This window comes from Microbispora sp. NBC_01389, from assembly GCF_045040095.1.
In the GTDB taxonomy this organism is placed as follows: Bacteria; Actinomycetota; Actinomycetes; order Streptosporangiales; family Streptosporangiaceae; genus Microbispora.
The window spans coordinates 5,105,253-5,118,034 of sequence record NZ_CP109552.1 but is presented as its reverse complement, the minus strand read 5'-3'; the positions used below and the strand labels follow the sequence as shown (position 1 = coordinate 5,118,034).

14 protein-coding genes are annotated in these 12,782 nt (G+C 71.8%); 1 reads left to right on the top strand and 13 read right to left on the bottom strand.

The window, feature by feature from the left end:
• Window positions 1–145: 145 nt before the first annotated feature.
• Genes OG344_RS23090 through OG344_RS23080 form a run of 3 tightly spaced genes read right to left on the bottom strand, consistent with a single transcriptional unit; the run spans window position 146 to window position 782 of the window.
• Complete coding sequence (locus OG344_RS23090) at window positions 146–361, bottom strand: hypothetical protein (protein WP_405084849.1); 216 nt, start codon at window positions 359–361, stop codon at window positions 146–148.
• A 12-nt stretch (window positions 362–373) separates the two neighbouring features.
• Window positions 374–523, bottom strand: a complete 150-nt coding sequence (locus OG344_RS23085; RefSeq protein ID WP_405084848.1) for a hypothetical protein — start codon at window positions 521–523, stop codon at window positions 374–376.
• Window positions 524–566: 43 nt separating this feature from the next.
• Window positions 567–782 carry a hypothetical protein gene (locus OG344_RS23080; protein WP_405084847.1) on the bottom strand — a complete coding sequence of 72 codons (216 nt, stop codon included), beginning with the start codon at window positions 780–782 and terminating at the stop codon, window positions 567–569.
• 862 nt (window positions 783–1,644) lie between these two features.
• On the opposite strand from OG344_RS23080, the gene OG344_RS23075 reads away from it, so the two are divergent.
• Window positions 1,645–3,879 carry an ATP-binding protein gene (locus OG344_RS23075; protein WP_405084846.1) on the top strand — a complete coding sequence of 745 codons (2,235 nt, stop codon included), beginning with the start codon at window positions 1,645–1,647 and terminating at the stop codon, window positions 3,877–3,879.
• A gap of 19 nt (window positions 3,880–3,898) precedes the next feature.
• Here the strand turns inward: OG344_RS23075 and OG344_RS23070 are convergent, their stop codons facing one another.
• From OG344_RS23070 to OG344_RS23025, 10 genes are read right to left on the bottom strand one after another with little or no spacing between them, the layout of a single operon-like run.
• Entirely contained in the window at window positions 3,899–4,666 is a 768-nt protein-coding gene (locus OG344_RS23070; protein ID WP_327045374.1) for an ABC transporter permease, read from the bottom strand.
• A gap of 39 nt (window positions 4,667–4,705) precedes the next feature.
• Window positions 4,706–5,656, bottom strand: coding sequence for an ATP-binding cassette domain-containing protein (locus tag OG344_RS23065; protein WP_405089153.1), 951 nt, complete (start codon window positions 5,654–5,656; stop codon window positions 4,706–4,708).
• A gap of 23 nt (window positions 5,657–5,679) precedes the next feature.
• Complete coding sequence (locus OG344_RS23060) at window positions 5,680–6,051, bottom strand: holo-ACP synthase (protein ID WP_405084845.1); 372 nt, start codon at window positions 6,049–6,051, stop codon at window positions 5,680–5,682.
• Window positions 6,051–7,280 carry an acyl-CoA dehydrogenase family protein gene (locus OG344_RS23055; RefSeq protein WP_405084844.1) on the bottom strand — a complete coding sequence of 410 codons (1,230 nt, stop codon included), beginning with the start codon at window positions 7,278–7,280 and terminating at the stop codon, window positions 6,051–6,053. The genes OG344_RS23060 and OG344_RS23055 overlap by 1 nt, the downstream gene beginning before the upstream one ends.
• Window positions 7,273–7,857 carry a hypothetical protein gene (locus OG344_RS23050; protein WP_405084843.1) on the bottom strand — a complete coding sequence of 195 codons (585 nt, stop codon included), beginning with the start codon at window positions 7,855–7,857 and terminating at the stop codon, window positions 7,273–7,275. Before OG344_RS23050 ends, OG344_RS23055 begins: the two co-directional genes overlap by 8 nt.
• Window positions 7,854–8,714, bottom strand: a complete 861-nt coding sequence (locus OG344_RS23045) for a hypothetical protein (protein ID WP_405084842.1) — start codon at window positions 8,712–8,714, stop codon at window positions 7,854–7,856. The genes OG344_RS23050 and OG344_RS23045 overlap by 4 nt, the downstream gene beginning before the upstream one ends.
• A gap of 9 nt (window positions 8,715–8,723) precedes the next feature.
• Window positions 8,724–8,996 carry an acyl carrier protein gene (locus tag OG344_RS23040; RefSeq protein ID WP_327045369.1) on the bottom strand — a complete coding sequence of 91 codons (273 nt, stop codon included), beginning with the start codon at window positions 8,994–8,996 and terminating at the stop codon, window positions 8,724–8,726.
• A gap of 31 nt (window positions 8,997–9,027) precedes the next feature.
• Entirely contained in the window at window positions 9,028–10,332 is a 1,305-nt protein-coding gene (locus OG344_RS23035) for a type III PLP-dependent enzyme (RefSeq protein WP_405084841.1), read from the bottom strand.
• Window positions 10,329–11,714, bottom strand: coding sequence for an ATP-grasp domain-containing protein (locus OG344_RS23030; protein WP_405084840.1), 1,386 nt, complete (start codon window positions 11,712–11,714; stop codon window positions 10,329–10,331). Before OG344_RS23030 ends, OG344_RS23035 begins: the two co-directional genes overlap by 4 nt.
• A 10-nt stretch (window positions 11,715–11,724) precedes the next feature.
• Window positions 11,725–12,672: a ketoacyl-ACP synthase III family protein gene (locus OG344_RS23025; protein WP_327045366.1), complete on the bottom strand. Its 948-nt coding sequence runs from the start codon at window positions 12,670–12,672 to the stop codon at window positions 11,725–11,727.
• Window positions 12,673–12,782 lie beyond the last annotated feature (110 nt).

The window sequence follows — 12,782 nt, the reverse complement described above, 5'->3', positions numbered from 1 at the left end:
CGGGGGTCTGACAGCATGTGTTGATCTTTTTATGGAGACTTTCCCATCACCGACCGATTGATAGATGGTTTAGGACGGAAAGTAGGGACTCCAGCTCCACTGCAGTGGGGGCTGCCTGCCCGCCGAGGTGTGGACAGGCAGACGCTCACGTCATCTGTCCTCGAAGCCGGCCTGATCGAACTTGAGGACGCGGGCTCTCGGTGACGCTCTGGTCGAAGTGATCCTCGGCGAGTTGACGGGTGAGCAGCCCGAACTGGAGGCCGAACTTCTCCTGCAGTTCCTCCTGCCACTGCTCGACCAGACCGCCGGCTGTGACGACCGCGCATCGCTCCAAGTCACCCTGGAGCATCAGCTCCTTCATGTACAGGCCGGCCTATGGTCTTGCCGGCGCCGGGGTCATCAGCCAGCACGAGCGCAGCGGGATGCGTTCGATGAGCTCGCCGTACACCGGCTGAATCTCGTGCGGCAGCGGCCCCAGGTCGCTGATCGTGACGGCGAGCATCGGGTCGAACCCGGCGGCCATGCGGATGCGCGACGCCTCCACAGCGAGCTTGAAGTGCGCCCCATCACCGTCGAACCCGTAAGGCGGCCGATGCCTTATGTATCGTCAGCCGCGACTCGTGGTCGTGGTAGAGGAGCTGGCCTTCGACCCGGCCGACACTGACCCGGTAGGTCAGGTTGACCGCGTACGACCCAGGCCACTTCACGGCGACGACGCTCGCGTCGTCCCCGGGGACCACTCCGCTGACCACTGCAAGCCCCTCCAGCCTGACGCCCGTCACTTTGCCCTCGCCGGCAACGGTCGCGGCCGACATTTCACGGGATTGCCAGCCTTTTATGCGCAAATGTAAGAAGTTCAATCTTCTACATCGTGTTGCGCTTTTGCGCAATAGCCCAGCTAGTTAAACCAAGGGAACATATCCGACAAACCTCCCATCCAAGCCGGAATACGGCACCAGTCCTCCCGCGCTGGCGCAACCACGCGCGGCCGATGGCTGATGCACGGCCTTGTGGGTCCCTTCGAACGAAAGGTCAAGCGCGAGTGCAATCTACCTGGGGAACAGCGGGAACACAAGCCTTATATGTGAACCGCATCCACAAGTTGTGATGCCCGGCAAAGCTTGAAGGCCCTGCCGCAGCTGGCTCTCATATCGCCAGGCGGCTGAGGCTCTCCCGCACCTTCATGGCTATCGGGTGGTTCGGGCCGTAGAGCCAGGTCAGGTCATCGAGCAGGCCGGCCAGCGTCGTTCGTGCTCGGTCCGTGTCACCCGCGCCGAGTTGCATGAGCCCGATCTGCTGTGGTTCACGTCATCACGGGGAAGCAGCGGAACATCGCCGCCAAAGAGCTCACCGCCGTGGAGGACGCATGGTGGTTCGGCGGGACAACCCGAATCTATGACAGAGCCGAAAACCGGGAACATATCAGTCCGTAACTGGCGCAAACGATACCTATATGGCAATTGAGGCAATTAGTGCTTGAATAGTCGATAGATCGCGGGATGGCCTTCTCGTACACCGGCTGGGCGCGGCAGAGGGCCACCTGATCGCTTGGAACGAGGTGTGCCGAGAGGGGGTCCAGAGGGGGCGACGTCCCGGAGGCACCGCCCGTCACGGCGGTCCGAGTTCGCCGCATCTGGGGTTTCGATGGAGAACGCGTCGTTCGGAGTCGCACTCCGGGATCTACGCAGGGAACGTGGCCTGTCGCTGGCGTCGCTCTCGGCGCTGACCCACTACAGCAAGGGTTATCTGAGCAGGATCGAGACGGGCGAACGGCCGCCGACGCCGCTGGTGGCCAGGCGGTGTGACGAGGTGCTCCGCGCCGAGGGGGCCCTCGCCGGGCTGGTGCCGGCGCGACGCCGGCACCAGGACGCGTTCCAGCGTCCGGCGCAGCTTCCGGCCGCTCCCCGCGCCTTCGCCGGCCGCGCGGCCGCGCTGGCCGGCCTCGACGACGCCCGGCGGAGTCATCAGACGGTGGTCGTCTCCGGCCCGGCCGGTGTGGGCAAGACGGCGACGGCGCTCTACTGGTCCCACCGCGCCGCCCGCCGGTTTCCCGACGGGTGCCTGTTCGCGGATCTGCGCGGCTTCGGTCCGACCGGCGCCCCGGCCGACCCCGCCGAGGTGCTCGCCCGGTTCCTCCGCGACCTCGGCTGCTCCCCCGCGTCCGTCCCGGCCGGGCTGGAGTCGCGCGCGGCCCGGCTGCGCACCCTGTTGGATGGCAGGCGCGTCCTGATCGTCGTCGACAACGCGGCGACGTCCGACCAGGTGCGCCCGCTGATCCCGGGCTCGGCCGGGTGCCGGCTGGTGGTGACCAGCCGCAGCCGGTTGTCCGGCCTGGTCGCCAGGGACGGCGCCGCGCGCGTCGTGCTCGCGCCGCTGCCGGAGTACGAGGCGCTGACCCAGCTCGGGCAGGCCATCGGCGGGCGGCGCGTCGCGGAGGAGCCCGAGGCCGCGGCGGAGATCGCCAGGAGGTGTGGTTATCTTCCGCTGGCGCTGCGCATCGCGGCCGAACGGGCGCAGGCACGGCCGTCGGTGCGGCTGGCGGCCCTCGCCACCGAGCTGGCGGTCACCCGCGAGCGGCTGAACCTGCTGGCCACCACCGAGGACGAGGCGACCACTGTCCGCTCGGTGTTCTCCTGGTCCTACCGCGCGCTGCCGCCGGACGCCGCCCGCATGTTCCGGCTGCTCGGCCTGCACCGCGGCGCCGATCTCGGCGTTCCGGCGGCCGCCGCGCTGGCCGGGACCGGCTGTTCCCAGGCGCGGCGCCTGCTGGAGGCGCTGGCCGCCGTCCACCTGCTGGAGGAGGTCTCCTCCGGGCGGTACCGCTTCCACGACCTGGTCCGGCTGTACGCCGCCGAGTGCGCCGAGGCCGACGAGCCCGCGGAGGACCGGTCCGCGGCCGTACGCCGGCTGCTCGGCTGGTATCTGCACGCCGCCGACGCCGCCGGTCGCCGGATCGATCCGCTGCGTCGCCGCGCGCGGTCCGACCCGCCCGACGGCCGGCCGGTCACGTTCGCCGGCTATGCCGAGGCGCTCGACTGGTTCGACGCCGAGCGCGCCAATCTGGCCGCCGTCGTACGGCACGCCGCCGAGGCCGGCCACAGCGCCCTCGCCTGGCGGCTGGCCGAGGCCGGGGGGGCTTACTTCGTCCTGCGCAAGCCGTGGGCCGAATGGGTCTCGGCGTACCAGGCCGGCCTGACCGCCGCGCGGGACGGCAAGGACGAGGCGGGTGAGGCCTGGATGCTGGACGGCCTCGCCGCGGTCCACCGGGACCTGGGCAGTCTCGACGAGGCGCTGGAGTGCTGCGAGCGGGCGCTCGTGATCTTGCGCCGCCTGGGCGACCGGGCGGCCGAGTGCGCCTGCCTCAACGATCTCGGCGACATCTCCCGCACGCTGGGCCGTACGGAGACGGGGCTCGCCCGGCTGCGCGAGGCGCTCGCACTGAGCCGTGAGATCGGCGGCGCGCGCGAGACCGCCACCGCGCTCGGCCGCATCGGCGAGACCTATCTGTGGACGGGTCAGATCGACCAGGCCCTCCGGTTCCTCTCCGACGCGCTCGCCGTGTTCACCAAGCTCGGCGACCGGAACGGCGAGGCGCGCGTGCTCGACACCATGGGCGTGGCCTACCAGACCCTCCGATGCGGAGACCGGGCCGTCGATCTCCTGCGCGCCGCGCTCCGGGTGCGGCGTGAGCTGGACGACCGGCACGGCGCGGCGACCACGCTGCTCCACCTCGGCGAGGTCTACCGCGACGTCCGCGCGGAGGCCCCCGCCCGGGTGGCGCTCCGCGAGGCGCTCACGATCTGTGAGGAGTCGGACGACCCGCGCGTCGGCCGGTTGCGGGAACTGCTGGGCGACCGTCGCGGGGACGCGCTGCCGTGACGCCCGCCTGAGGAGGGCGTCACGCGTGCCTCCGGGAGAAGAGGCGGGCGCCGAGCACCAGGCAGACGACGGCGGTGACGACCGCGACCGCGGCGCCCGTAACCATGACCGAACCGGTGTAGTCGCCGTACAGGGCGGTGCGCATGCCGTCCACGATGTAACGGAACGGCGTGAGCCGGGAGATGACGTCGAGCCACTGGGGCGCGAGGGTCATCGGGAGCAGGATCCCGGAGAGGAGCAGCAATGGGATGGCCGCCACGTTCAGCAGGGGCGTGAACGACTCCTCGCTGCGCACGAGCAGGCCGAGCCCGTGCGACAGGGCGGAGAGCCCGACCGCGATGGCCGCGACGAAGAGGAACATCAGGAGGAGGCCGACCAGCGGCGCGCGCAGGCCGAAGGCGTACGCCACGGTGAGCAGGACCACCGTCTGGACGAGCAGGACCACGGTGTCCCGCATGACCCGGCCGGCGAGCAGGGCGAAACGGCTCACCGGGGTGACCCGCATCCGCTCGAACACCCCCGAGCGCAGGTCGGCGATGATGGACAGACCGGCGAACAGGGGGCCGAACAGGCCGAGCTGGATCAGCAGGCCGGGCACGAAGAACCGCCACGCCGCCCCGGCCGGCAGGCCGTCGACCCCCGCCCCGGCCACGCTGACCAGCAGCGGGCCGAGGAAGGCCAGATAGAGCGCCGGCTGGAACAGGCCGATGATCGGCCACGCCGGGGAGCGCAGCGACAGCCGCATCTGCCGGACGAAGATCAGCGAACTCTCGGATATGAGGGACATGCACGCTCCTCTAGGGTCGGGGCCGCCGCCGCGCCGGGATCACGAGTGCTTCTCGTTCAGCGAGGATCCGGTCAGGGCGAGGAAGACGTCGTCCAGCGTCGGCCGGGCGATGTTGACGGACCGCAGGTCGAGGTCGGCCTGGTCCGCCGTGCGCATCAGCCAGACGAGCGCCTGCTCGCCGCCGCGCGCGGTCAGCCGTACGGTCTGCCCGGAGACGGCGATCTCGTCCAGGCCGGGGCACTCGGCGAGCACCGCCTTCGCGCGGTCGGCGTCGCCGCCGAGGGTCAGGCTGACCACGTCGCCGGAGATCCGGTGCTTGAGGGCGTCGGGGGTGCCCTCCGCGATGACCCGCCCGTGGTTCATCACCAGGATCCGGTCGCACAGCGTGTCGGCCTCGTCGAGGTAGTGCGTGGTCAGGAAGACCGTGGTGCCGAGCTCGTCGCGCAGGCGGCGGATGTGCGTCCACAGGTCGCTGCGGCTCTGCGGGTCCAGGCCCACGGACGGCTCGTCCAGGAAGACCAGCGGCGGCTCGTGGACGAGCCCGAGGGCGATGTCGGTGCGCCGCCGCTGGCCGCCCGACAGCGTACGGATGGGCCGGTCCGCGAGGCCGGTCAGGTCGAGACGCTCGCACAGGTCGGCGGCGCGGCGCACCGCGTCCTGCTTGCCGATCCCGTAGAGCCGCGCCTGCAGGATCAGTTCCTCGCCCACCCGGGAGTTGCCGTCGGTGCCGCCGGCCTGCGCCACGTAGCCGATGCGGCGGCGGACACCGGCGGGGTCGGCGTCCACGTCGACCCCGACGACGGTCGCCCGGCCCGAGGTGGGCTTCAGCATCGTCGTCAGGATGCGCAGGGTGGTGGTCTTCCCGGCGCCGTTCGGCCCGAGGAATCCGATGATCTCGCCGGGACGGACCTCGAAGTCGACGCCCCGGACGGCCTCGACCGTCTTGCCGCCGACGGTGAACGTACGGGTCAGCCCGGTGGCCTGGATGATGGGCACGGCCGCTCCTGATGTGCTCACGACCAGGCCGCCGCGACCGCGACGACCAGGTCACCCTTGTGTGTGATGGAGACGTCGACGCCCCGGACTCCGGCGGCGTCGGCGGCCGTGCGGGCGGCGCCCTCCAGCGTGACCTCGGGGGCTCCGGAGGAGGCGCGGGCGACCACGATCTCGCGCGGCGCGACGCCCTGGAACAGGCCCAGCCGGAACACCTTCAGCACGGCCTCCTTGGCGGCGAACCGGCCGGCCAGGAACTCTCTGGCGCGCTCCTCCGAGAGGCCCTCGGCCGCCGCGAGCTCGACGGGGGCGAACGCGTAGTCGTCGAACCAGCGGCGGGCGCGCAGCCGCTCCAGCTCGCCGATGGACATCAGGTCGACACCGACACGCATCAGACCACCCCTTCGGCCACGCGGCCGGGGCGGACGTCCCGGTCTCGCGAGGTGAAATAGTCGTCTCGCAACAGCCCCTGGAAGACGCCGCGGCGGTGGATGTTGCCGGTGCCCTCCATGAACTCGAAGGCCCGCACGTCCCGATACACCTTGTCCAGCCAGGGATGCTCGACCAGCGACGCCGGGCCGAGCAGCCGGGCGGCCAGCAGGGTGGCGTCCTCGGCGAGGCGCGCGGCGCGCATCTTGACGCCGCTGACCCGGAAGGTGTTGGGCGACCCGGCGTCGATCTCCGCCGCGACGTCGCGGAGGAGTCGGCGCAGCCGGTTCAGCCGGTCGATCATGGTGTCGACCTCGGCGCGGCCGGTGCCCGCGAGCGCGGGACGCTGCGCCAGCACGTAGTCGCAGGCCGCCCGGCCGACGCCCAGGGCGAACGCGGCGACGCTGGGCCGGAACCACAGCATCGCCTGCAGCGCTCCCTGCAGCCCGCGCCGGCTGCGCGGCCGGTGGCGGCCGAGCACCCGCGCGGGCGGGATGCGCATCCCGTCGAAGCGCAACCGGCTGATCCGCGCGCCGCGGAGCCCGATGAGCGGCAGCGTCTCGGCGTGGAAGCCGGGATCGCCGGTGTCCACCATGACCGCCTCGATGCCCCACGGTCCCGGGGCCCGGCGGCAGAACACCACGCCGACCCGCGCGTGCGCGCCGTTGCCGATGTACATCTTCTCGCCGTTCAGCACCCAGCCGTCGCCGGAGGGGTCGGCGTCGAGGCGGGCCGTGAGCTCGGTCGCCGCCGAGCCCTTCTCCGGTTCGGTCAGCGCGAAGAAGGCCCACGTGGGCCAGTCGGAGGTCCGGCCGAAGAACCAGTCCTGCTGCGCCTCGTCGGCGAGGGCCCGCAGGACCACCGTCGACAGGGCGGGCCCCGGGCTGGCCAGCGTCATGCCCGGATCGCCGTACGCGAGCCACTCCGCCGCGAGGATCCACTCGGCGCACGAGGCCTCCGCGGGCACGAACGACGGCAGGACGTCGTCGTGCCGGGCGAACCGGGCCGGGGTGAGCATGTGCTGCTGGAGCCGTACGGCGGGCAGGTGGAGGAACCGGTGGACGGCGTCCGGGTCGGCGTCGAGCGCCGCGCCCGGTTCGCGCAGCTCCCGCGCGGCCTCCCGGAAGTACCGTTCGAGCGCGTGCATCCGCTCGCCGCGCGTGTCCAGGGCGTACGGCGCGAACTCAGGCATGGTGGTCCTCCGCGCGGTGGTCCGGGCCGGGCTGGAGGTAGACGTTGCCCGCCACCTCGGCCAGATAGAGGTCGGCGCCGGGCCCCTCGGCGAGCATGCTGTAACCGCCGAGGAGGCGGAGCAGGACCCGGCCCGTGCGGGTCAGGCGCCGGTGGCGGGCCCAGCGGACGTCACGGCCGGCCGCCTCCTCCGGTTCCGCCGCCTCCTCCTGCAACTCCATCGCGACGTCGGCCAGGTCGGCCTGGAGCTGTGGCCGCGCCAGCAGGCTGGTGCCCTCGCTGACCCGTTCGCCCAGGCGGGTGATCGTGTGCGCCAGCGTCCCGCGGAGCACCGTGCGCTGCAGCGCGAGCAGCCCCTCGGCGAACCGGGCGGCCGTCGCGTCGTCGTGGGCGCTGCCGGCGGACGCGGGCACGCACGCGAGCCCGAAGCGGCCGAACCGCCCCGCCCCGGCCACGCCGAGCGCCTCCGCCGACGCGAGGACGCATCCGGACGGTGACGCGACGAACCCGCCGGACGTCACGTCGGCGTGCAGGGCGTCGAGCAGGGACGGATAACTTCCGAGAACGGCTGTCGTCATCGGCTCTCTCCCCGGGGGACGTCGGCGGCGGCCTCGGGGCGGGTGAACGTGGCGACGTGACTGATCCCGGTGCGCGGATCGGTGTCGCCGAGCACGACCGTCCGGTAGGCGGCGCCCCATTCGGCGTGGTGCCTGGCGAACTCCAGCCAGACGCCGGTGCAGTAGGAGCCGGGCGGCGCCTGGTGGGCCTTCGGCCCGGCCGGGCCCGTGTCGGCGGCCTCGGCCCACGAACCGGTCACCACCAGCCGCTCCCCGGGATCGGCGCCCTCCGGCAGCCCCGGCGGCTCGTCGAGCAGGGCGGCGAGGTCCCGGCCCGGCCCGGCCGAGGCGAGCCCGGCCAGCTCCCAGCCGCCCGCGGCGCCGAGCACCAGCAGCACCGCCGAGTCCACCAGGTCGCCGTCCTGGACGAACGGCTCCGGGTAGGGGTACGTCGTCTGCTCGACGATCACCACGGCGGCGCTGTGGCAGCGGCCGGACCGCAGATAGGCGCCGGCGATCCGCAGTGCCGTGAACGGCGCGCCGAGCCCCTGCTCGGAGACCGCGAAACTCATGGACCGGTCACCGAGCACGTGACCGAGGTGCGCCGCCAGGGTCTTCTCCGGCGCGTGCGGGTCGGGCAGCGCGTAGGCGACGATCAGCAGGTCCGGGCCGGGCAGCGGGCCGGGGGCCGCCCGCAGCACCCCCTCGGCGAGCTCCAGGAAGGTCGCGTTGCTCCCGCCCGCCGCGAACGACGTGTCGAAACGCATCCCGTACGGAGCGAGCACGCCCTCGTTGAACTCGGCGATGTCGGGTTCGAAGTGGCACGGACGGGTGGCGTGCGGCACGTAGGCGACCGCGGTCTCCAGTGACAGGGCCATGGCCGTGCGTCAGCCGGCGTTGCCGGTGGGGACCAGGTCCACGAGCCCCTGGAGGTAGTCGACCAGGGTGCCGATGGTGCGGAAGCTGTCCATGTCGAGACCCTCGGGGTCGATCTCGACGTCCATCGTGTCCTCGACCGCCATGAGCAGTTCGAGGATCGACGTGGAGTCGAGCTGGAGGTCGTCGAACAGCCGGGTGTCCTCCGTCACGTCGGGCACGTCCCGCTGGAGCACCTCGCCGACGGCCCGGACGACTGCTGTCACGATCTCGGATCGGTTCATTACCCGTTTTCCCTTCTCACTGTGGAACTGCTCACTGCGCGACAGGCTGTGCGACCGACTGGGCGACAGGCTGGTCGACCGGCCGGTCGACGAGGATCTGCCTGCCGAGCAGGTCTTCGACGGTGTCGCGGTGCCGGACGAGATGCGCGGTGCCGCCGGAGACGAGGACCTCCGCCGGGTATCCGTGGCTGAGGAACAGCACCGGGGACGACGTGGGACCGTAGGCGCCCGAGCGCTCGACCCCGATCAGGTCGCCGGGCCGCACCTCGGGCAGGGCCACCTTGCGGCCGAGCACGTCGTCGGGGGTGCACAGCGGACCGGTGATGGTGTAGCGGCGGTTGGCGAGCTCCCCCGGGTGGTCGATCGACCGGATGGGGAAGTTGCGCTTGACGAAGCTGCCCACCCCGACGGCGGCCATATGGTGGTTCATCCCGCCGTCGGTGACGACGAACCACTCCCCCTTCGACTGCTTCACGTACCGCGCCCGGACGACGTACGTGCCGCAGCGGCCCGCGAGGTAGCGGCCGAGCTCCATGATCACCCGGCAGCCCGGGTGTTCCGCCGCGAACTCCGCGACGACCGCGTTGACCCCGTCGGTCAGCCGGTCGAGATCGAGGTCCTTCTCGTTCTCGAAGTACGCGATGCCGAGCCCTCCGCCGATGTCGACGGTTTCGAGCGGGAAGCCGAGCGTCGCGCTCAGCTCGCGCGCCGCGGCGAGGATGCCGGCGGTGTTCTGGACGACGCCGTCCTCGTCGAGAATGCGGGTGCCCATGTACGCGTGGATCCCGGTGACGCGCACGTTGCGCAGCGCGCGCAGCGACGACGCGCTCTCCAGCAGCAGTTCGTGGTCGATGCCGAACTGCCGGGGCTTGCCGCCCATCGCCAGGCGGGCCCCCTTGGTGGTGAACGCCGGGTTGACCCGCAGCAGGGCGCGGCTCCCCGGCCCGCCGAGCCGGTCGAGCGCGGCCAGTTCCTCGAGCGACTCGCAGACGACGGCCGCGATGCCGCCCTCCAGGCAGGCCCGTAGTTCGCCCTCGGACTTGCCCGGCCCGAGGAAGATGACGTCGTCAGGCGCCACACCGGCCCACCGCGCCGTGGCGAGCTCCGCCATCGACGACACCTCGAGGCCGGCGCCGAGTGACCGCATCACGGAGCAGACGCTGACGTTCGGGTTGGCCTTGGCCGAGTAGAAGATGTCGACGGCGGGGTGGAGGCGCCGCCGGAGCTCCGTGTAGGTGTCGGCCAGCACATCGGCGTCGTAGATGTACAGAGGGGTGCCGAACCGGTCGGCGAGATCGGCGATCGGAATGCCCTGCACGGCGTACGCGTCGGTCATGAGTTCCCCCTGGGCTGGATCACGCCGGCGAGAGCGGCCCGTACGGCCCCGTCGAGCGCGGTCAGCCGGTCGTGGTCAGGAGCGGTGAGCAGGGTGTAGAGCCGTCCCTGGTGCGGTGTGCCGTCACCGGTGCCGGCGTTGCCGGTGCCGATGTTCACCGTGCCGAAGCAGGTGACGATCGCCCGGCCGCCGGACGCCGGGAACAGCAGCGGGCCGAGGACCCGGCGCAGGTCGTCGAAGACGAGCGGCGCCGCGGACCGCACCGGGTAGTGCCGGGCGAGGGCGACGTGACCGGGGGCGAGGAAGCGCTCGGTCATCCCGCCCTGGTAGGTCGACATGTTGAACCTGGCGTTGATCTCCAGGACGGGGTAGACCCGTTCGTCGTCCGCGACGATGGCGTCGATGCCCGCCACCCCGAAGAACCCGTCGGCGGCCAGCCGGCCGCCCACCTCCTCGGCGGCGCGGCGCAGCAGCGCGTGCTGGTCGTCGCTCAGGTCGGCGGGCATGAGGTGCCCCTGGTGGACGCCGCGCTCGGTCAGCGCCTGCTTGACGAAGTCGAGCCGTACGCCGCCGCGGCGGTCGATGGTGATCTGGAAGTTGAGGTCGGCGCGCTTGGGGATCCAGTGCTCGACCACCAGCGCGACGCGGTCGTCGCCGGTGCGGGCCGCGCGCCGTTCCAGGATGCGCACGAGCCGGTCGGCCTTCGCCGCGGTGTCGAGCACGACCAGCCCCTTGCCGGAGACGCCGTACGCGTCCTTGACCACCACCGGCCCCGGGAGGCCGGCGGCCTGGGCGAGCGCGTGGCGCAGCTCGCCGAGCGTCTCGCAGCACCACCCGGGCACGGGCGGCAGCCCGAGCTCCTCGGTGACGCGGCGGCTGTAGATCTTGCTGTTCACCCGCTCGAACGTCGCGGCGTCCGGCACGGCCAGCGGCACCTGGGCGGAGACCGCCAGCTTCTCCTCGAACTCCGAGGTCCCCATCGGGATGAGCCGGGCGCCCCGGCGGCCGAGGGCGCTCAGCCGGTCGAGCGCCTGCGGCGAGCTCAGCAGGTCCTCCGCGGTCGACCTGTCCCCGGCCGTCGTCTCCGGGACGAGCACGGCCGGGAGGCCGATCCCGAGATCCTCGCCGAGGTAGCGGAGATATCCCTGGTCGGGCGCGTTCTTGACGAGGATGACGTCGCCGGGCCCGGCGAGGAGGAGGCCGAGCTCCTCCATCCGCTGGACCACCTCAGCCGGCGCCGCCGCCGGAGCGGGCAGGCCGACGTGGTGCCGCGCCCACTGGGTCTCCACCTCGAAGTTGCACAGTAAGGCCAGCGGCGTGGCCGGATCCCCGGTCAGCGCGGTCTTCAGCCGCCGGAGGTAGTCGGTGCTCTCACGTGTCACAGCGTTGCCCCTATCCGCCGATCACCATCGCGGCGTACGTCGCGCCCAGGCCGACGGCGGCGAGCAGATAGACGCCGTCGTCGCGCAGCCGGCCCTCGTCACGCATGCTGGCGAGATTGATGAATGGGTCCGATCCGAAACAGTGGCCGAGCCGGGGAACATTGTCGAGATAAATTCGCTCGACCCCGAAACCCAGTTCTCGGATTACGCTCCGCCACGATGAGTTGTTTACGTTGTGCGGCACGATCATCGTTATCTCCTCCGGCCGCAGGCCCGCCTCGTGAACGGCCTGGCGGAGGATCCCGACAACGGTCGGCGTATAGGAGGTGAAGAAATCCGCGAGCACGTCGGGCTGCGGCCGGTACAGCTGCGCGAACTCACCGCGCGTCCGCACCGCGTACGACCGGATGCGCCGGCCGGCGCCGCCGACGCCGACCAGGCAGGCGGCCGACCCCTCCCCCATCAGCGTCGTGTTGGCGATCACCGAGAAGATCCGCGAGGTCGGTTTCTCACCGGTCACGACGAGGGCGCGCGCCTCTGTGTCACCGTCCGCCGACAGAAGCTGTACGGCGACGTCGACGGCGGCGAGCCCGCTCGCGCAGTTCTGCTGGGTGACCGCGAACGCCTCGGCTCTGGGCAGGTCCAGCCTGCGGCAGAGCTCCTGCGCGGTGCTGACGTGCGCGGGAGCGACGTCCGGGGCGGTGTGCGCGTAGATCAGGTAGCGGATCCGGTCCCGGTCGGCCGCGGTGGGGACGAGCGCCCGGGCGGGCGTGCCCAGCAGGTCGAGCAGGTCGAGGTCGGGGTCCATGGGCAGCCGTGCCAGGCCGTGGACGCGCTGGAAGAGCCGGAGCTGGTGCCGGTTGATCCCCATCCGGTCGGCCACCTCCTCGATGGCGACCGACCGGCGCGGGACGAAACCCTGCACCGCCTCAATGGCCGGGACGGGGGCGGTGGGCATGACACGTGCCTCCACATGCGTCATCGGATTCAAACGAGGCACACGCTAGGCCGAGCCGTCCCGGATGGATATTGGGGTTTTCCCTACCATCGCCCGCCGGCCCGGTGGTG

Excerpts from the sequence above, each read along its gene's own strand:
- OG344_RS23090 (WP_405084849.1), bottom strand. The coding sequence starts at position 361 with ATGAAGGAGCTGATGCTCCAGGGTGACTTGGAGCGATGCGCGGTCGTC.
- OG344_RS23085 (WP_405084848.1), bottom strand. The coding sequence starts at position 523 with ATGGCCGCCGGGTTCGACCCGATGCTCGCCGTCACGATCAGCGACCTG.
- OG344_RS23075 (WP_405084846.1), top strand. The coding sequence starts at position 1,645 with ATGGAGAACGCGTCGTTCGGAGTCGCACTCCGGGATCTACGCAGGGAA.
- OG344_RS23070 (WP_327045374.1), bottom strand. The coding sequence starts at position 4,666 with ATGTCCCTCATATCCGAGAGTTCGCTGATCTTCGTCCGGCAGATGCGG.
- OG344_RS23060 (WP_405084845.1), bottom strand. The coding sequence starts at position 6,051 with ATGCGTGTCGGTGTCGACCTGATGTCCATCGGCGAGCTGGAGCGGCTG.
- OG344_RS23055 (WP_405084844.1), bottom strand. The coding sequence starts at position 7,280 with ATGCCTGAGTTCGCGCCGTACGCCCTGGACACGCGCGGCGAGCGGATG.
- OG344_RS23050 (WP_405084843.1), bottom strand. The coding sequence starts at position 7,857 with ATGACGACAGCCGTTCTCGGAAGTTATCCGTCCCTGCTCGACGCCCTG.
- OG344_RS23045 (WP_405084842.1), bottom strand. The coding sequence starts at position 8,714 with ATGGCCCTGTCACTGGAGACCGCGGTCGCCTACGTGCCGCACGCCACC.
- OG344_RS23040 (WP_327045369.1), bottom strand. The coding sequence starts at position 8,996 with ATGAACCGATCCGAGATCGTGACAGCAGTCGTCCGGGCCGTCGGCGAG.
- OG344_RS23035 (WP_405084841.1), bottom strand. The coding sequence starts at position 10,332 with ATGACCGACGCGTACGCCGTGCAGGGCATTCCGATCGCCGATCTCGCC.
- OG344_RS23025 (WP_327045366.1), bottom strand. The coding sequence starts at position 12,672 with ATGCCCACCGCCCCCGTCCCGGCCATTGAGGCGGTGCAGGGTTTCGTC.